The 17,291-nt window shown below is 69.3% G+C and carries 16 protein-coding genes; 12 read left to right on the forward strand and 4 right to left on the reverse strand.

The annotated features are described in order from the left end of the window. Window positions 1–74 precede the first annotated feature (74 nt). Together E1295_RS01940 and E1295_RS01945 are read left to right on the forward strand one after the other, a co-directional pair. A complete protein-coding gene (locus E1295_RS01940; RefSeq protein ID WP_132627894.1) occupies window positions 75–2,912 on the forward strand; it encodes an AfsR/SARP family transcriptional regulator in 2,838 nt (945 codons plus the stop codon). Window positions 2,913–3,122: 210 nt separating this feature from the next. Next, window positions 3,123–3,563 (forward strand): SRPBCC family protein, encoded by a 441-nt coding sequence (locus E1295_RS01945; RefSeq protein ID WP_166427029.1) that lies wholly within the window; start codon window positions 3,123–3,125, stop codon window positions 3,561–3,563. Window positions 3,564–3,587: 24 nt separating this feature from the next. Here the strand turns inward: E1295_RS01945 and E1295_RS01950 are convergent, their stop codons facing one another. Then, window positions 3,588–4,367 carry a DeoR/GlpR family DNA-binding transcription regulator gene (locus E1295_RS01950; RefSeq protein WP_132627896.1) on the reverse strand — a complete coding sequence of 260 codons (780 nt, stop codon included), beginning with the start codon at window positions 4,365–4,367 and terminating at the stop codon, window positions 3,588–3,590. A gap of 138 nt (window positions 4,368–4,505) precedes the next feature. On the opposite strand from E1295_RS01950, the gene E1295_RS01955 reads away from it, so the two are divergent. The 4 genes from E1295_RS01955 (at window position 4,506) to E1295_RS01970 (ending at window position 8,546) form a co-directional block, all read left to right on the forward strand. Further along, entirely contained in the window at window positions 4,506–5,486 is a 981-nt protein-coding gene (locus E1295_RS01955) for a carbohydrate ABC transporter permease (RefSeq protein ID WP_132627897.1), read from the forward strand. Beyond that, window positions 5,486–6,361: a carbohydrate ABC transporter permease gene (locus E1295_RS01960; RefSeq protein WP_220448501.1), complete on the forward strand. Its 876-nt coding sequence runs from the start codon at window positions 5,486–5,488 to the stop codon at window positions 6,359–6,361. Before E1295_RS01955 ends, E1295_RS01960 begins: the two co-directional genes overlap by 1 nt. A 37-nt stretch (window positions 6,362–6,398) precedes the next feature. Continuing rightward, window positions 6,399–7,736 carry an ABC transporter substrate-binding protein gene (locus tag E1295_RS01965; RefSeq protein WP_166427030.1) on the forward strand — a complete coding sequence of 446 codons (1,338 nt, stop codon included), beginning with the start codon at window positions 6,399–6,401 and terminating at the stop codon, window positions 7,734–7,736. A gap of 84 nt (window positions 7,737–7,820) precedes the next feature. Beyond that, window positions 7,821–8,546, forward strand: coding sequence for a glycerophosphodiester phosphodiesterase (locus E1295_RS01970; protein ID WP_132627899.1), 726 nt, complete (start codon window positions 7,821–7,823; stop codon window positions 8,544–8,546). A 129-nt stretch (window positions 8,547–8,675) separates the two neighbouring features. Here E1295_RS01970 and E1295_RS01975 read toward each other — a convergent pair whose 3' ends face one another. After that, window positions 8,676–9,095, reverse strand: a complete 420-nt coding sequence (locus tag E1295_RS01975) for a DUF5980 family protein (RefSeq protein ID WP_132627900.1) — start codon at window positions 9,093–9,095, stop codon at window positions 8,676–8,678. A gap of 594 nt (window positions 9,096–9,689) precedes the next feature. On the opposite strand from E1295_RS01975, the gene E1295_RS01980 reads away from it, so the two are divergent. Next, window positions 9,690–10,859, forward strand: a complete 1,170-nt coding sequence (locus E1295_RS01980) for a sensor histidine kinase (protein WP_166427031.1) — start codon at window positions 9,690–9,692, stop codon at window positions 10,857–10,859. After that, window positions 10,856–11,533: a response regulator gene (locus E1295_RS01985; RefSeq protein WP_132627902.1), complete on the forward strand. Its 678-nt coding sequence runs from the start codon at window positions 10,856–10,858 to the stop codon at window positions 11,531–11,533. Before E1295_RS01980 ends, E1295_RS01985 begins: the two co-directional genes overlap by 4 nt. Before the next feature lie 157 nt (window positions 11,534–11,690). Here the strand turns inward: E1295_RS01985 and E1295_RS01990 are convergent, their stop codons facing one another. After that, entirely contained in the window at window positions 11,691–12,251 is a 561-nt protein-coding gene (locus tag E1295_RS01990) for a hypothetical protein (protein ID WP_132627903.1), read from the reverse strand. Window positions 12,252–12,401: 150 nt separating this feature from the next. Here E1295_RS01990 and E1295_RS01995 point away from each other — a divergent pair, with 150 nt between their 5' ends. After that, on the forward strand, window positions 12,402–13,667 hold the full coding sequence (locus tag E1295_RS01995; RefSeq protein WP_132627904.1) for a sensor histidine kinase: 1,266 nt from the start codon (window positions 12,402–12,404) through the stop codon (window positions 13,665–13,667). After that, window positions 13,664–14,302 (forward strand): response regulator transcription factor, encoded by a 639-nt coding sequence (locus E1295_RS02000; RefSeq protein ID WP_132627905.1) that lies wholly within the window; start codon window positions 13,664–13,666, stop codon window positions 14,300–14,302. Before E1295_RS01995 ends, E1295_RS02000 begins: the two co-directional genes overlap by 4 nt. Here the strand turns inward: E1295_RS02000 and E1295_RS02005 are convergent. Then, window positions 14,287–15,318, reverse strand: coding sequence for a hypothetical protein (locus E1295_RS02005; protein ID WP_132627906.1), 1,032 nt, complete (start codon window positions 15,316–15,318; stop codon window positions 14,287–14,289). The two genes, E1295_RS02000 and E1295_RS02005, sit on opposite strands and share 16 nt — an antisense overlap. Before the next feature lie 284 nt (window positions 15,319–15,602). Between E1295_RS02005 and E1295_RS02010 the strand changes: the two genes are divergently transcribed. Both E1295_RS02010 and E1295_RS02015 read left to right on the forward strand, forming a co-directional pair. Beyond that, entirely contained in the window at window positions 15,603–16,454 is an 852-nt protein-coding gene (locus E1295_RS02010; RefSeq protein ID WP_132627907.1) for an alpha/beta fold hydrolase, read from the forward strand. Between the two features lie 100 nt (window positions 16,455–16,554). Further along, window positions 16,555–17,175: a TetR/AcrR family transcriptional regulator gene (locus E1295_RS02015; RefSeq protein WP_132627908.1), complete on the forward strand. Its 621-nt coding sequence runs from the start codon at window positions 16,555–16,557 to the stop codon at window positions 17,173–17,175. The last annotated feature ends 116 nt before the right edge of the window (window positions 17,176–17,291 follow it).

The following is a 17,291-nucleotide window of genomic DNA, read 5'->3' on the forward strand; positions in this document are numbered from 1 at the left end:
CGCCTGTTTTCCGCCCGCCGCCCGACCGGCCGGTTGATCGTCAGGCATCGGGGCCTCGGCCATAGACTCGTACGATGTCCGGAGGCGGGGAGGGCCAGGAGCCACTGGCGGGAAGGCAAGACAGCAGGGTGCCGGAGTTCCTCTTCCGCCTCCTCGGGCCCGTCGAGCTGGAGGCGGGCGCCGGGCGGGTCGCCTTCCGCGGCAAGCAGGCGGCCCTGCTCACGGCGCTGCTGCTGCAGGCCGATCGGGTGATCTCGACGCAGCGCCTGGCGGAGGCGGTCTGGGACCAGACGCTGCCCCGCAACCCGGACTCGCGGGTCAGGATGTTGATCTCCGAGGTACGCCGCGCCTGCGCCGCCTTGGGCGCCGATGTGATCGGTACGCAGCGGCCGGGCTACACGTTACGGCTGGGCGACGGCCGGCTCGACCTCGCCTGCTTCCAGTCACAGGTCTCGCTGGCCAGGGAGGCGATGGCCGGAGGCCGGTGTGAGGAGGCGCTCGTCCACTATGACGAGGCTCTGGGCTGGTGGCAGGGCCCGCCGCTGGGTGGGATCAGCGGCTCGTTCGCCGAGGCGCAGGCCGAGTGGCTGGACGGGCTGCGGCTCGACGCGCTGGAGGAGCGGCAGTCGGTGCTGCTGGAGCTCGGCAGGGACACCGAGGTCGTCGCCGAGGCGCGCGCGCTGGCCGCCGAGGCCCCGCTCAGGGAACGCCTGCACGGGCAGCTCATGGAGGCGCTGCACCACGGTGGGCGGCGCGGCGAGGCGCTGGAGGTCTACCGGCAGTTCCGCGCCCGGCTGGTCGAGGAGCTGGGCCTGGAGCCCACCGACCGGTTGCAGCAGATGCAGCGGCAGATCCTGCGCTCCGACCCGGCCCCGCCACGGCAACAGGACGAGCCTGCGCCGCAGACTTTCCTGCCCGTGCCCGGCCAGCTTCCAGCGGCGCCCGCCGCCTTCACCAACAGGAGCGGCGAGCTGCGTGAGCTGGACCTGCACCTCGCCTGCGGCGCCGGCAACGTGGGCGTAGCGGTGATCAGCGGGCCCGGGGGCATCGGCAAGACCTGGCTCGCGCTGCACTGGGCGCACACCCGTCGTGACCGCTACCCCGATGGTCAGCTGTACGTGAACCTGCGCGGTTTCGACAACGCCGAGGAGCAACTGTCCCCGAGCGCCGTACTGCGCCATTTCCTGACGGCGTTGGGCGTGCCGCCCACGGTGATCCCCGCGGACCAGGAGGCGCGGGCCGCGCTGTACCGGTCGGTACTGGCCGAACGCCGGCTGCTGGTCGTCCTGGACAACGCCGCGGACAGCGCCCAGGTGACACCGCTCATTCCGGGCAGGCCGGGCTGCACGGTACTGGTGACCAGCCGCAACCGGCTCGTGAGCCTGCACGCCACGCACTCGGCCCGCCTGCTGGAGGTGGGCGCCTTCTCCGACGAGGAGGCGCACCGGATGCTGTCCCACCACGTCGGCCCGCAGACGCTGGCCGACGACCCCGCCTCGACCGCCGCGCTGCTGGAGCACAGCGGTGGCCTGCCGCTGGCGTTGGGCGTACTGGCCGCCCGCGCCAGCGCGCAGCCCGCCTTCCCCCTGGCCGTGCTCGCCCAGGAACTGCGCGATCCGGCCACCAGGCTCGACGCGCTGCAGACCGACGACCTGGGCGCGGGCCTGCGCGCGGTGTTCGCCTCCTCGTACGCGGCACTGGACGCGCGGGCCGCCCGGCTGTTCCTGCTGCTGGGGACGGCCCCCGGCCCGGACATCGGCGTGCCGGGGGCGGCCGCGCTCGCCGGGCTGCCGAACGCCGAGACCCGCGCGCTGCTGTCCATGCTGGAGACGGCCAACCTGGTCCGGCAGCTCTCCCCCGGCCGGTACTGGATGCACGACCTCGTCCGGCTCTACGCCGCCGAGCGGGCCGCCGCCGGCCTGCCGCCGGAGACGCGGGATCAGGCCCTGGTGCGCCTGGTCGAGACCTACACGGCCATGACCCGTGCCGCGGACCGGGTGCTCTCCCCGTACCGTCCGGTGATCGCGGTTCCTCAGGCGGCGGCGGACGTGCCGGCCTTCGAGGACGCCGCCGCGGCGCTGGGCTGGTTCGAGGCCGAGCTGCCGTGCCTGCTGGCCGCGCAGCCGCTGGCCCTGGAACTGGGCCTGAACGTGGCGGCCTGGCACCTGGCCTGGGGCATGAACACCTTTCTGCTGCGCCGCTTCCACACCCGCGAGCGGCTCGCCGCCTGGCGGCTCGCGCTGACGGCGGCCGAACGCCTGGACGACCCGCACACCACCGCCGTCGTCCTCTGGCACACGGGGTACGCGTACGCGACGCGCGGCCGGATCGACGAGGCGGTCGAGTCACTGGAGCGGGCGCTGGAGCTGTTCGAACAGGCCGGTGACCGGCCTCTGCTCGCCCAGGTGCACCACACGATGGGCTGGATGTGGAGCGTACGCGGGCAGCCGCGGCGGGGCCTCGGCCACGCGGAATGCGCGCTGCGGCTCCAGCGCGCGGCCGGTGACCCCATCTGGGAGGCCAGTGCCCTCGGCGCCGTGGGCTGGATCCGCCTGCAACTCGGCGAGCACGAGGCGGCCCGCGACGCCTGCGAGCAGGCCCTGACGATCTTCCGCCGGCACCGTGACCGCGACGGCGAGGCCGCCACGCTCGACAGCCTCGGCAAGCTCGCCTTCCACCGGGGCGACCACGAGCGCGCGCTGGAGTACTACGGGCAGTGCCTCGACCTGCGTAAGGGCACCGGCAATGCGTTCCAGAGCGCCGACACGCTGGTGTGCCTGGGCGACGCGCATCAGGCACTCGGCGAGGACACCGAGGCGCGGGCCGCCTGGCGTGATGCGCTGAGCCTGTACGACTGCCAGCATCGCCGGGCCGACAGCGAGCGGGTGAGGGAACGGCTGGCGAACGCGTGAGACGTCGGACCGTTGCGTCAGGGCGCGTCCGGTTCCCCGGCCGATGGCGGCGTCCTCACGCTGCCCGCTCCCGGCGTCAGGAACGATCCGCTACGGGACCGGCTGCGCGGTGGCTCGGGACGGGTGCCGGGCCGCCGGCCGTTGGCGGCGATGAGTTTTCCCGTCGCGCATGGTCCCATCCGTCGGACGCCGAGCAGTCAGGAGGACATCGTGAACGGCAGCCAACAGCCACCGAAGGGGCAGTACACCCTCGACGTTGCGCGCGTGATCGACGCGCCGGCAGAGTCGATCTTCGACGCCTTCATCGCGTTGTACGACAGCCGACGGCCGGATTGGGTGACCGACTCCGAGCTCGATCTGAGACCGAGCGGGCGCTGGTCGGTGGGCTTCCAGGTACCGGACGGGCCGGCGTTCCGGGAGGAGCGTGTCATCACGGCTGTCGAGCGGCCACACCGGCTGGCCTACGACATGACCGCGATCTACGAGGATGCCCCCCGCTTCGCCACCACAGTGGAGATCACGATCGGCACCGCGTCGGACGGGCAGCGGATCCGTCTGGTCCAGCAGGGTTTTCCAACGGCGGAGATTCGTGACGACTTCGCCGGCGCGTGGCCGGACGTACTGGGCGAACTCGCTCGCCGCCTGCGATGAGGCGGCGGCGGGCGGAGCGACCGGCTAGACGCGCAGCACTCTGGGGCCGGACGCGCTGTAGCGCTGTGCGGTGGCTCGGGACAGCTGTTTGCCGGTGATGACATAGGTCAGCTGCTCGATGTCGGCGAACTTGGCGAAGCTGGCCACCCCGAATTTGGTGTGCTCGCACACCAGCACGGTCTGGCGGGCCGCCTGCAGCGCCGCCGTCTTGGCCTGGGCCACGGCCGGGTCCGGAGTCGTCAGCCCCCGCTCGAGCGACAGGCCGTTGGTGCCCATGAAGGCGAGGTCGACGTTCAGTTCCGCGAGCATCGCGGTCGCCCATCGGTCGACGGTGCCCATGGTTTTCGCTCGTAGCCGGCCGCCGACCATGATGACGTCGTGGTCGGTCTGACGGTTGAGTTCCGCGGCGATGGTCAGCGATCGGGTGACGACGGTCATCCGATGGAGCCGGCGCATCGGCCCGACGAGATCCTCCGGCAGCGCTCCCTCGTCGAGGAACACGGTGTCGACGTCGACCATCATGGCGACCGCGGCTTCGGCGATCGCCAACCGTTCCTCGGTCTTGGCCTTGCGCCGGTGCTCCACGGGCGTCTCGTAACGGCCGATGTCCGTGGGGTAGAAGACGCCGTAGGACCGGGCGATCAGCCGCTGCGCCTCCAGCGCCCGCAGGTCGCGGCGCAGCGTCGCGGGCGAGATCGAGAACAGGTCGGCGATGTCGGAGACGACCGCGCGGCCCTCGCTCCGGACGTAGCTGAGGATCCGCTGCTGACGATCGAAGGCACGGCCGTGAAACGAGCTTGACATCCCTGCTTACACCCTTGCACATGTGGACGAAACGTTCGCGCAATGGTCACAGATTTGCCGCCATATGAACAGATTTGAGCACGTAACCGCCAGTAAAGTCTCCACCTATTCGTCCTCGATGCGGATGGGTGGTAGCCCGTGAGCAGTGGAGCAAGCGATCTCGACGCGAGATCGGCACTCTCCGACGGCGCCCGCCGAACGGCCGATGCCAGGAGAACGACGTCCGAAGGGCGGCGCGTCGCGGCACGCCGACGCCTGCACGGGTATCTCCTGTTCGCCGCCTTCGCCCTGCCCAACCTGGCGTTGATCGCGGTGTTCGCCTACTGGCCGATCGTCGAGAACGTCTATCTGAGCTTCACCACCTGGGACTTCATCTCGCTCAAGGCCGAGGTGGTCGGCCTGCTCAACTACCAGGCCCTGTTCAGCAGCTGGTCCTTCCCCCAGGTCCTGTTGCGCACCCTGGTGTGGGTGGTCGTCGTCGTGGTCGTGACCCTGGTGCTGGGCCTGGCGCTGGCGCTGTTGTTCGCGCAGCGCCTCCGGGGCACCACCGCGGTGCAGACGCTCGCCTTCGCCCCGCACGTGTTGTCCGGGGCGGCGATCGCGACCATCTGGCTGTTCATCTTCGATCCGAATCACGGCCTCAGCCGGCTGGTGTTCGAGGCGTTCGGCGCGAGCTCGCCGGCCTGGACGACCGACGACTCCTGGGCACTGTGGGCGTTGATCATCGTCTCCATCTGGAAGGGGCTCGGCTTCGTCGCGATCGTCTACCTGGTGGGCATTCAGCAGATCCCGGCCGAGGTGCTGGAAGCGGCCAGGATCGACGGTGCCGGCCGGTGGACGCAGCTCCGGCGAATGATCTTCCCGCTGCTCGCCCCCACCACCTTCTTCCTGGTGATCACCCAGACGATCTCCGCCTTCCAGGCCTTCGACGTGATCGCCATGATGACCAACGGCGGGCCCGCCCGATCCACCACCACGTTGAGCTGGTTCATCTACGACGAGGCGTTCAACCGCACCAACGTCGGCGTCTCCAGCGCGGCTTCCATGATCATGTTCGTGGTGCTGATGGCGATCACCGTGTTGCAGTTCCGATTCGTCGAGCGGAGGGTTCACTACTGATGACGGTCATGCCGACCGCGGCGGCGACCGAGCCCGCCTCGCGGAGGTCGCCCGGCTCCCGCCGTACGCGCTGGTGGGGCGTACTCGCCCTGGTGATCACGGCCCTGGTCTTCCTGATCCCGCTCTACCTCTTCGTCAGCACGGCGTTCAAGACCAACGCCGACATCAACAGCTGGCCGCTGCGGCTGATCCCGCGATCGCTGACCCTGGAGAACTTCGTCAACGCCTGGACGCTGGCCCCGTTCGGCCAGTTCCTGGTCAACTCGATCGTGGTGGCGGCGGTCGGGACGGTGCTCAAGGTGCTGCTGGCGATCTCCACCGCCTACGCCTTCGCCTTCCTGCCGTTCCCGGGCAAGCGCTACCTGTTCATCTTCATGCTCGGCGCGCTGATGGTTCCCGGGCACGTGACGCTGCTGGTGAACTACATCACCATCGGCCAGCTGAACCTGCTGAACACCTACGCCGGCCTGATCCTGCCGGGCGTGGCGTCGGCGTTCGGCACCTTCCTGCTCCACCAGTTCTTCCGGTCGCTCCCGTACGAGGTGCTGGAGGCGGCGCAGCTGGACGGCGCCGGGCACCTGCGCAGGATCATCTCGATCATCGTGCCGATGGCCCGGCCAGCGATCATCACGGTCGGGCTGATCGCCCTGATCGACGAGTGGAACAACTTCGTCTGGCCGCTGATCGTGACCAACTCGGTCAACATGCGGACGCTGCCGATCGGGCTGCTCTACCTCAAGGAGAACGACGGCATCAACGACTGGGGCGCGCTCATGGCCGGAACCCTGTTCGTCGTCCTGCCGGTGGTGATCGTCTTCCTGCTGGCACAGCGCTACATCGTCGCCGGTCTGGCCGGCAGCGCGGTTCGCCGGTGATCACCCTGCGATCCGGTTCGATCAGAAAGGACCCAGCGTGACCGGGACGAGTTTCAGCCGACGCCGGCTCCTGACCGGTGCCACCGCGGCCCTGGCCAGTGCGGCGCTGACCGGCTGCGTCGGCCGCAGGGACGGCGACTACGCCCAGGTGAGCGGGCAGGTGCCGGAACGGTTCGCCCGCCGGCAGCGGGTCGTGCTGTGGAGTGCGTTCACCTCCCACAACGCCACGGTCCTGCAGTCGATCATCGACGGGTTCAACGCCTCGCAACAGGACATCTTCTGCGAGATCCAGCTGTTCCCCGGGTATCCGGCGCTTGATTCAAAGCTGGCCGCCAGCTTCGCCGTGGCGCAGGTTCCCGACCTCGTCACGCTCAGCGACGTGAACTGGAACCGCTATTTCCTCGCCGAGACGCTGGAACCGCTGACCGGCTACTTCGACGCCGGTTTCGGCCCCGACGCGTTCCACCCGAGGTTCCTGGCCGAGGGCACCATCCGGGCCCAGGTCTACTGGCTGCCCTGGGCCCGTTCGACGCCCCTGTTCTACTACAACAAGGAGATCTTCGCCGGCGCCGGGCTGCCCGACCGCGGGCCGAAGACGTTCACCGAGTTGCGGGAATGGGGACAACAGCTCAAGGGCTTCAAGTACCGCGGCGCACCGGTCAAGATGCGCGGCTACACCGGCAAGGACGACTGGTACTTCCAGGGTTCGAGCTGGGCCTTCGACGGCAGCTACTCCGAGGGCATGGAGTCGAGGCTGGATTCCGAGCAGACCGTCGCCGCCCTGGAGTTCGACCGGGCGTTCATCCACGACGACCGGATGGCCTACCTGGCCGACGACATCAACGCCGACTTCGCGGCCGGCGTGACGGCGACCATCTGCAACTCCACCGGCGCGCTCACCTCGCTGCTCAAGGCGGCCACGTTCGAGTTCGGCACGGCCTTCCTGCCCGAGCAGGACGCGCCCGGCGTGCCGACCGGAGGCAGCGGGCTGGCGGTCATGCGTAACTCGACCAGGACGCGCAAGCAGGCGACCTGGGAACTGATCAAATACCTCGCCGAGAAGGGCGCTCCCGAGTGGAGCCTCAACACCGGCTATCTCCCGGTGACCACCAGTTCCCTCGAGTCACCGAAGATCAAGGAGCGCAACACCGCGACCCCCGCGTACCAGGTCGCCCAGGATCAGCTGGGCCGCGCCCGCCAGGCTGATGTGATGCGCCGGTACGTCAACGAGACGATCTCCGAGATGCTGATCGTGCTGCAGAAGGTGTACGCCTCCAACGCCGACCCGGCAGAGGTGCTGCGCGAGGCGAACCGGAATCTCGACCCGGCCATGCAGCGGGTGCTGCCGAAGTATCGGCGACTGGTGGCGTCCTGATCCCTGCACCTTTCGTGCCGCCGCTCCCCCGGCCGCCCGTACGACACCTCACCGGCAAGTAGAAATCAGCGAGAAAGGAAGATCGTGGCATTTGCCATCGTCGGGCACCGCGGCGCCATGGCCGAAGCACCCGAGAACACCATCGCGTCCTACCGCGTGGCGGAAGAGGTCGGCGTCGACGAGCTGGAGACCGACGTACGGATCAGTTCCGACGGGCAGCTCTTCCTGCTCCACGACGCCACGCTGGACCGGGTGGCGGCCGGGCCGGAGGGCAAGGAGCTGGGCCCCGTCGCGGAGCTGACCTGGACGGAGATCAGCTCGGTCGACGTGGGCGGGGGCGAGCGGGTGCCCACGCTGGAGCAGATGTACGAGGCGACGACGCGGTTCGTCCAGCTGGAGATCAAGGACCCGGCCGCCATCGACGGTCTGGCCGGCTTCTTCCCCCGCCATCCCGGTTACGCCGAGCGGACGATCCTGACCGGTTTCTCGGTCGAGGCGATGGCCGCCGTGGCCGAGAAGCTGCCGGAGATCCCTCGGGGCATCATCGTGTCCGCGTGGACCCGTGCCGAGGCCCACCCGGGCGGATACCGGAAACTGATCGAGCAGACCGGGTCCTGCCGGATCCACAGCGGCGCGGAAGGGCTGACCGCCGACGTCGTCCGGCAGCTGCACGACGACGGCTTCCCGGTGCACGGCTGGCCCACCCGCGACGAGGACGACCTGCGGCACTGGATCGAGCTCGGCGTGGACGGGACGACCAGCGACGATCCCCGCACGGCGCGACGCTGGCTCGCCGAGGCCCTCCGGTGACGACGGACGCAGCCGCCCCGGGCTGTTCGCCCACCGCGCTCCGCTGATCGTCGGCGTCCTCACCGTCTTCTACCTGCTGACGCTGCTCGTCGTGGCTTGGGACAACCTGCTGATGTACATGGCTGAGCGTCAGGGCCAGATATCCGGGTTCCCCTGTGACCAGCAGTCCTCCCGCATGTTGATGCGGATGGGGTTGGTCTGCTCCACGGTTCCGTCCGAGGCCCACAGTTCGGCGACGTAGACGGCGGGTGAGGCCGGTGCGATGGATACGTGGACGAATCCGAGGATGGTGTTGCCGTAATTCTCTCCGGGCCAGACGGCGCCGCCGTTGCTGTACGATCCGGGCGGCAGGTTCCGTATGCCTAGGGTGATCTTGTCTTTCCACTTTCCGTAGACGTACGCGACGAAGTACGTACTGGGATGGCCGCCGGGCGCGCACATGCGCTGCCCGATGTCGCGCAGCTCCCACGTGGCCCCGGCCGTGGCGGCCGAGGCCGGTAAGGTACCGGACAGCGTCAGCGCCACGCCGGCGGTGACGCCCAGCAGCATCCTGACGACACGTCGGATTGATCTCACAGAACCTCCAGAAACCTAAGGCGAGGGAACTTGACATCTTCCAGGGACCATTGTCATCCCGTTCGTTGCGAATTCAAGGGTTGAAGTTTTATCAATCCACGAGGCGGGCATGCGACCTGGCCTTTTCCTCGCCATTCTCATAAAATTTTAATTTCCAAATGTTTCGGCGTACTGATGGTGTTACGAGGAGATCCTTTCCAGCCAGCCGTCGTCGTTACATTGCAGTATGGGCCGTGGTTCTCCGGTTCTTCTTGGTCAGATGCGCAGGAGCAGGACGTAAGGCCGGTCATTGGCCGTTCCCCGGCCAGGCCGGCGTCCGTCTCGATCCAGGCGAGCCCTCATCCAACTCGCCGCCCTCCCGCCGCCGGCCCGGCGCGGGAGACCTACGAAGTCGGGCGATGCCGAACCCGTAGACCGGTTGATCTGATCGCCGTTGCCCGCGGGGACGAACTCTGCGGCGTGAGCGCGCGCCGGTCCGCCCCGTACGACTTGAGTCGTACGGGGCGGTGGCGAGGATGGGACCTGCGGTGGGTGCGGCGGCCGGCGGCGGTCTGTAGCGTCGCTCGCGTGGTCAGACGTATCGTTGCCCGCGCCCGAGAGCACCCGCGAGTGGTGGACGCCGCATGGGCTGTGCTGGTGGTGCTGGCCAACGTGCCCGTGCTGGCCGCCGGTCACGCAGGGTCGGCCGGGTGGGGATGGCTGTTCGCGGTCTGCCTTCCGCTGGTCTGGCGGCGGACGGCTCCGGTCCTCGTCCTGTACGTGACGGTCGGCCTCAGCCTGGCGTCCTACGCGGCAGGGGTCCAGGAGGTCCACCCGGTGACCGCCATCGCGGTGGCGGCGTACACGGTCGGCCGGCACCGCCCGTGGCGGCGTGTGCTGCCGCCGGTGGTGGCGCTCGGAACGGCCTTTCTCTACGGCACGCTGGTGGCGGGGCTGCGGTGGGACGATGTGGTGACTCTCACCTCGGTCGTGACGGCTGCCGTCCTGCTCGGGGTGACGCTCCAGACCAGACTGGCCTATCTCGCAGGGCTGAAGGAGCGGGCCGAGCGGGTGGAACGCGAGCGTGACCAGCAGGCGCGTCTCGCGGTAGCGGCCGAGCGGACCCGGATCGCCCGGGAGGTGCACGACATCGTGACCCACAACCTGGCGGTCATGGTGGCGCTGTCCGACGGGGCGGCGTTCACCGCGACGACCGCTCCCGAGCGGGCCGCCGACACGATGGGGAAGGTGTCGGCTGCGGGCAGGGAGGCGCTCGCGGACATGCGCCGGCTGCTGGGACTGCTGCGCGACGGCGGGCCGGACACCGGCGAGATGGGCAAGCCGGCCCCGCAGCCCGGCGTGAACGATCTCGATCTACTCCTCGACCAGGTGAGGGAGGCGGGCGTGCGGGTCACCCTGATCCGTGAAGGCGTGCCGGGCGGCTGGGGGCCGGGCCCCGGGCTGACGATCTACCGGATCGTGCAGGAGGCTCTGACCAACACGATCAAGCATGCCGGCCCGGATGCCGCCGCCCGGATCCGGCTGAGCTACACGAGCTCCGGAGCCGACCTCGAGATCACCGACGACGGCCGCGGCGCGCCTGTCACGGCCGGCGCGGGGCCGTGGCCTAGCGGTCACGGGCTGGCCGGCATGGCCGAGCGGGCGGCGGCATACGGCGGCCGCATCGAGGCGGGTCCTTTGCCCGATCGAGGCTGGCGGGTGCACACTCGCCTTCGATTCGGTGACGGAAGCGTGTGAAGATCCGGCTGCTGCTGGTGGATGACCAGCCCATGTTGCGTCTCGGCTTTCGGATGGTGTTCGAGACCCAGCCCGACCTTGAAGTCGTCGGGGAGGCCGGCGACGGCGGGCAGGGTGTCGCGATGACCCGCGCATTGAGACCTGACGTGGTGCTGATGGACGTCCGGATGCCGGTGATGGATGGCATCGAGGCGACCCGGCGGATCGTCGGCTCCGGATCTCCGGCGCGCGTCCTGCTGCTGACCACGTTCAATCTGGACGAGTATGTCTTCTCCGGGTTGCGGGCTGGAGCGAGCGGGTTCCTGCTCAAGGAGGTGCCGCCGCCTGATCTGCTCACCGGTATCCGGGCCGTGGCCTCCGGCGACGCGGTGGTCGCACCGCAAGTGACCCGCCGGTTGATCGACACCTTCGCCCAGCACCTTCCCGACTCGGCGACCGGCTGCTCGCCTGCCGACCAGCGTCTGGATCAGCTCACCGATCGCGAACGTGAGGTGCTGGCAGAGGTGGTCCGCGGTCACTCCAACGGTGAGATCGCCGAGACGCTGACCGTCTCGGAGGCGACGGTGAAAACTCATGTCGGCAGAATCCTCACCAAACTGCAACTGCGTGACCGGGTGCAGCTCGTCGTCTACGCCTACGAGACGGGCATCGTGCGGCCAGGCCAGGACAGGTGAGCGCGGCAACCAGGCGCCGGGGTCGTGCTCGTGGTGGCGATAGTGACCGCGCTCGCACGACTGTGCGTGACGGCCGTCATCCGGCGACGGCGGGGGTGGTTGTTCGTGGCCGGCCACCATCGGCTGGAGCGATCAGCACCGGATCCGGGGCCGCGTGTCAGCGCGCCACAGCTCGGGATCGGCTTCTGGAACCTCGACCCCACCCGGTGCGTCCCCACGGCTTCATGATGGACAGCACCGTGGCGAGGAACAGGACGACCAGCATCACGACCGACCCCGCGAGCAAGCCGGGCTCCAAAGAGCCGATGTCGGCCCCCGGGTCGGCCAGGGTCGCCGCGAGCGCGGCCTTCACCCCTTGGGCGGTGTACGCGTATCCGAAGATCATCGCAAAGACGGTGAGCACCAGTTTGGTGACGACCCACCAGTGGTGCAGAACGCGCCACTTGGTGTACAGCGCCAGCACCAGCCCAGTGGTCAGGGCCCCCAGGCTCCCGGGGATCATGATCGCTGTGTCGCTGATGTGCAGGAGCTCGTAGGCAGCGGGCCGCAGTGGCTTCCCCGTACTGCTCAGCGCCACGACGCCCATGACGAGCATGGCGTAGCTGCCGCCGAGCCAGCCCATCGAAAGGCTCACGTGCAGCACCAGCCACACCCTGCGCCCGGTGGGCTTCATCGGCCAGGTGACCGATCGCCTTGGTGTGGAGCGAACCGGCTTCACGAGGTGTCCTCCATTGCGCTAGACGACGATGTCTCCAGCACACAGGTGACCGGCAGGTGGGCGAATCACGGCAGGTATGACATTTCTTGGTATAGGTGGCTGTCATGGCACCGGCGGGAAAAGGTTCTAGGCTCCGGCGGTGTGGAGAGCATGCATCCGCGAGAGGCGCTGAGGTCTCGTCCGTCCAGACTCCTGATCTCCTCCGCACCCTTGCGCGCCTGGGCGTATGCGGCGACCGGTGCCCTGCTCGGTGGCGGCACCATGGCGATCGTGCTGATATTCGTCCTGGTGGGTGCGACGCTGGCGCCTTTTGCCATCGGGTTCGTGCCATTGACGGCGGCCGGGCTGGCGGGGATCCCGGTCGGCGCCATCGAACGCCGGCGGCTGCGGTTGCTCGGCTTGCCGGCGCACCCCAGCCCGCACAGGACCCTGCGCCGAACCGGGCCCGTGGCCTGGGCAGGCACCAGGCTCCGCGAGAACGTCTCTTGGCGCGAGTTCGGCTACACCATGGCGCTGATCACTGGACTGTGGTTGCTCGACTACGTCGTCGCGGCCGTCCCGCTCGTCTGTCTCGCCTGTCTCGCCGCGCCGGTCGTCTACCTGGTGTCCGGCCCGGTGGACGTCCTCGGCTCTCACCTCGCGACGCTGACGGACGCGCTCCTGGTGGCGGGATTCGCAGGGCTCGGACTGGTCGCCGCGGCCTATCTGGCCGTCGCGGTCGCAAGCATGCGCGTCCCGATCGTCCAGGCGCTGCTCGCGCCTCCCTCGTACGAGGTCCCCGACATGGAGACGGTCGGCTCCAGCGGGCGGCTCCTCGACGCCTTCGACGCAGAACGGCGACGCATCGAGCGTGACCTGCACGACGGCACCCAGCAGCGGCTCGTCGCGCTCGGCGTGATGCTGGACATGGCGCGAATGAACGTGGAAGAGCCCGAGCTGCGCAGCCTGCTGTCCCGCGCCCATCGAGAGACCATCACGACGCTGGAAGAGCTGCGCGAGCTCGTCCGCGGCATCCATCCGCGTGTGCTGACCGAGCGCGGCCTCCCCGAAGCCGTCTCCGAGCTGGCACGAGCCCATCCCATGAGGATCCGGGTGAAGATCAACGTACCGGGCAGGCTCGTGCCAAGCGTGGAGAGTACCGCGTACTTCATGGTGAGCGAGGCTCTGGCGAACGTCGCCAAACACGCCGAAGCCAGCGACTGCTGGGTCAGTGGCTGGATCGTCCGTGACATGCTGATCTTGGAGGTGGGCGACAGTGGCAGGGGCGGCCTCGACTCGCGGGCGGACGGAGGCGTGCAGGGGATGGCAGACCGGGTGGCCGCGGTGGGCGGCCAGGTGAAGTTCACCAGCCCCGGCGGCGGGCCGACCATCGTGCGCGCGGAGATCCCCTGCCTGCCGCAGACGGCGACGGCATGAGAGTCGTGCTGGCCGAGGACTCCGGCCTGCTACGAGAGAGCCTGGTCAATCTCATCACCTACTTCGACCATCAGGTGGTGGCCACCGCGGCCACCGCGGGTGAGCTCCGCACCGCGGCCGCGGTCTTTCGGCCTGACATCGTCGTCACCGACGTGCGCATGCCGCCCGACCACACCGACGACGGCCTGCGGGCCGCGATCGCGCTGCGCCGCGATCGCCCTTCGCTGCCGGTGCTGGTCCTCAGCCAGTACGTCGACAGCGCCGCGCTCCCCGAGCTGCTGCGCAGCGGCGATGCCGGCACCGGCTACCTGCTCAAGGACCGGGTGGCCGACGGCGTCCAGTTCGTGGCGACCATGCGGGAGGTGGGTGGCGGCGCAACGGTGATCGACCCGGACGTGGTGCGGCGGCTGCTCACGCGCCGGGACGACCCGCTGCTGCGGCTCAGCACCCGCGAGCTCGAGGTGCTGGCCCTGATGGCGGAGGGCCGGTCCAACGCCGCCATCGGCAGGGAGCTCGTCATCTCCGAGGTGACCGTCTCCAAGCACATCGGCAACATCTTCACCAAGCTGGACCTGCCCGCCGACGAGATCAGTCACCGACGGGTCCTGGCGGTCCTCAGCTACCTGCGCGGCTGATCCCTCGGGTCGACTGTGCCGTCCGGCTGCCCCGCTCGACTCTGCCGCCGGATGGCGAGAGCCACGGTGACGAGGTAGACGGCGACGAACACAACCCCGGACAGGGCCCTGAAGGCGTCGCCGGTCAGCAGGCCGATCAGCAGGACGATGACGGCCGCCTGCGTCGTTCCCGCACCGAGGACGAACACCGCCGCGGCGGCCCAGGTCGTCGCGGCGATGCGGGCCACCGCCCAGAGGCCCGCCACCACCGCCACCGAGGTGTAGAGCACAACGACCGGCCACGGAGCCTTCACGACGGAGACCAGCATCTCGGTGCCCACGAACCAGATGGCGTAGAGCCCGGCTCCCGACGCGAACGGCAGCCATCGCGCCCCTGGACGATCCGCGCCCGCCTGGACCCGCGGGACCCGGGGAAGGCGCATCGCAACCACATAGGCCACCAGCGCGGCACCGAGCACGGCCGCCAGGTGCAGGAGGAAGGTGGCGCCGTCCTGAACTCCTCGGTTCTCGCCCCAGAACACGAAACGGGCGACCGCCAGCCCGCCGGTGATGAGCGCCAGCATCCAGGTGGCCCGTTTCGGCAGCCACGGACTGTATGCCTGCCGGGGGAACAGCAGGTGCGTCAGGAGCACCGGGGTGAGGAGCGAGAACAGGCCGTGCCAGGGCAGGATGTACAGCGCCCAGGGGATCCGCAGGCCGGCCACGACGCCCAGGGTGCCGTACGCGTCGTTCGCCGGGTCGAGCGGGTGGAACAGCGTTTCCGAGATGAGGCCCTCGTTGTACAGGCCGTAGATCATACCTAAGCACCACAGGCCGAGCAGTCCCGTCTTCGCGCGCGTGGCCACTTCGCGCAGCACCAGGATCGGCAGGCCGTACACGAAGATCGTGAAGGGGAAGAACATACCCGGCTGGAAAAAGTCGGTGGCCGGCATGGATCCGCTGAAAACCTCCGCCAGCAGCGGCGAAAGCACCATGAGCAGCAGGATCGGCCACCGGCTCTGACGTAGCGCGTTCATCGTGAGGTGTTTCCTTTCGTCGATCTCCGACGCTAGGGACGACGCTCCTCACGCACGACAACCCGAAGTCGGACTCAGGCACGCCGGCGACATACACCTCAGGTCGCAGTCCGTCCGCCGACGGTCGCATGCCCTGACCGCGGGCACCTCGGGCGTGGTAACGCCGGCCATGGCCCGCAGCACCCGCAGCCCTTTCCACCTTCATGACCACATATCCCTCCCGGACCCGCTATGTTGGTCACACGACTTGGTCATGAGACCAATTTGGCGGAAAGGAAGCCCCTATGCGCGTCACGGTGAACGGCACGTCGTTGTTCGTGGACGTCGAAGGCCCCGCCCTCGTGCCCGACGGTGACACGATGCGGGACAAGCCCACGCTCCTCCTGCTGCACGGCGGCCCGGGCCACGACCACTCGATCTTCAAACCGGCGTACGCGCGGCTCGCCGACCTCGTCCAGATCGTCTACGTCGACCAGCGCGGCAACGGCCGCAGCCAGGACTCCGACCCCTCCACCTGGCACCTCGACCAGTGGGCCGACGACATCCCCACCCTGTGCAAGGCTCTCGGCATCACCAGGCCGATCGTGCTGGGCTGGTCGTTCGGCGGCATCGTCGCCATGCACTACGCCGCCAGGCACCCCGATCATCCCGCCAAGCTGATCCTGCAGAGCACGATGGCCCGCATGGACGTCGACCAGGTCGTCGAGGGGTTCCGCGCGGAGGCGGGCGAGGCGGCGGCGCTGGCGGCCAAGGCGTTCCTCACGGAGGGCACCCCGGAGACGTTCGCGGAGTACGGGCGGTTGTGCGCCCCCTCCTACAGCCCGGATCCGGCCTTCCCCTCCCCCGAGGACATTCAGGCGATGATGCGGATGATCCCCAACCCGGAGCTGACGATGAACTTCCTGTCGCGCGAGCGTTTCGACCTGCGGGGCGAGCTCCGCGACGTCCGCTGCCCGGTGCTGGTGGCGGCGGGCGCGCGCGACCCGATCACGCCGCTCGCCTCGGCGCGGGAGATCATGACCGGCCTGCCCGCAGGGGCACGGCTGGAGATCTTCGAGGAGTCGGGCCACTTCATCGCCGACACGGAGGGCGAACGGTTCTTCGCGCTCCTTCGCGCCTTCATCGAGGCGCCATGACGACCCGCGCGACCGCGGGTGAGCCAGGCGCGGGCAGGCCAGGCCCGGATGAGCCAGGCGCCACGACCACCCTCCGGGCCGCGTCCGGCGGGGCGCCGCGATGACGTACCTGTCCGCCGACGAACGGCGGCGCGTCATCGTCGACGCCGCCGTCCGCGTGATCGCCACCGAGGGCCTGGCCGGCGCGACCACCCGCCGCATCGCGGAGCAGGCGGGGGTGCCGCTCGGCACCCTGCACTACTGCTTCCGCAACAAGGACGAGCTCAACCTGCTCATCCTCGGGCGCGGCCACGCCACGATGCTGGCCGCCTTTGAGGGGCTCGACCGCGAGGCCGGGTTCGAGGCGACCGTACGCGAGGTCGTGGCGACGTACTGGCGGTGGATCCGCGACCACCACGGGCTGCATCTCTCGCTGATGGAACTGCTCATGTGGGCCATTCGCAACAAGGAGGCGGTCTTGCCCGGCCGGGACGTCTGGGCCGAGGTCAACGCCCCGTTCGGCGGCGACCTCATCGCCTCCGCCCTGACCGCCGCGGCGGAGCGCGACGGCCTGCGCACGGCCGTGCCGGTGCCCGAGCTGGCCCGGTTCCTCATCCACCGGATGGACGGCCTGGTCCTCGAACTGGCGGAGACGTCGGACGAGGCGAGCTGCGAGCGGCAGACCCTCCTCCTGGCCGACGCGCTCGTCCTCCTGGCCCTGCCGCGTCAGGGTTCGGGGTAGGCGAGCAGGTATCTCAAGAACAGCAGCCATCCGCGTCAGCTTCTCGGCCGTGAACGTCAACACCCGGAGACTACGCCAGATCACGCTGAAGCACTCAAGTCCTCAGCTCACCATGC

The organism is Nonomuraea mesophila (assembly GCF_004352805.1).
GTDB classification, from domain to species: domain Bacteria; phylum Actinomycetota; class Actinomycetes; order Streptosporangiales; family Streptosporangiaceae; genus Nonomuraea; species Nonomuraea longispora.

Bases quoted from the DNA above. Each gene is read 5' to 3' on its own strand.
- E1295_RS01940 (WP_132627894.1), top strand. From the start codon at position 75: ATGTCCGGAGGCGGGGAGGGCCAGGAGCCACTGGCGGGAAGGCAAGAC.
- E1295_RS01950 (WP_132627896.1), bottom strand. From the start codon at position 4,367: ATGTCAAGCTCGTTTCACGGCCGTGCCTTCGATCGTCAGCAGCGGATC.
- E1295_RS01960 (WP_220448501.1), top strand. From the start codon at position 5,486: ATGACGGTCATGCCGACCGCGGCGGCGACCGAGCCCGCCTCGCGGAGG.
- E1295_RS01975 (WP_132627900.1), bottom strand. From the start codon at position 9,095: ATGCTGCTGGGCGTCACCGCCGGCGTGGCGCTGACGCTGTCCGGTACC.
- E1295_RS01995 (WP_132627904.1), top strand. From the start codon at position 12,402: ATGCATCCGCGAGAGGCGCTGAGGTCTCGTCCGTCCAGACTCCTGATC.
- E1295_RS02000 (WP_132627905.1), top strand. From the start codon at position 13,664: ATGAGAGTCGTGCTGGCCGAGGACTCCGGCCTGCTACGAGAGAGCCTG.
- E1295_RS02005 (WP_132627906.1), bottom strand. From the start codon at position 15,318: ATGAACGCGCTACGTCAGAGCCGGTGGCCGATCCTGCTGCTCATGGTG.
- E1295_RS02010 (WP_132627907.1), top strand. From the start codon at position 15,603: ATGCGCGTCACGGTGAACGGCACGTCGTTGTTCGTGGACGTCGAAGGC.
- E1295_RS02015 (WP_132627908.1), top strand. From the start codon at position 16,555: ATGACGTACCTGTCCGCCGACGAACGGCGGCGCGTCATCGTCGACGCC.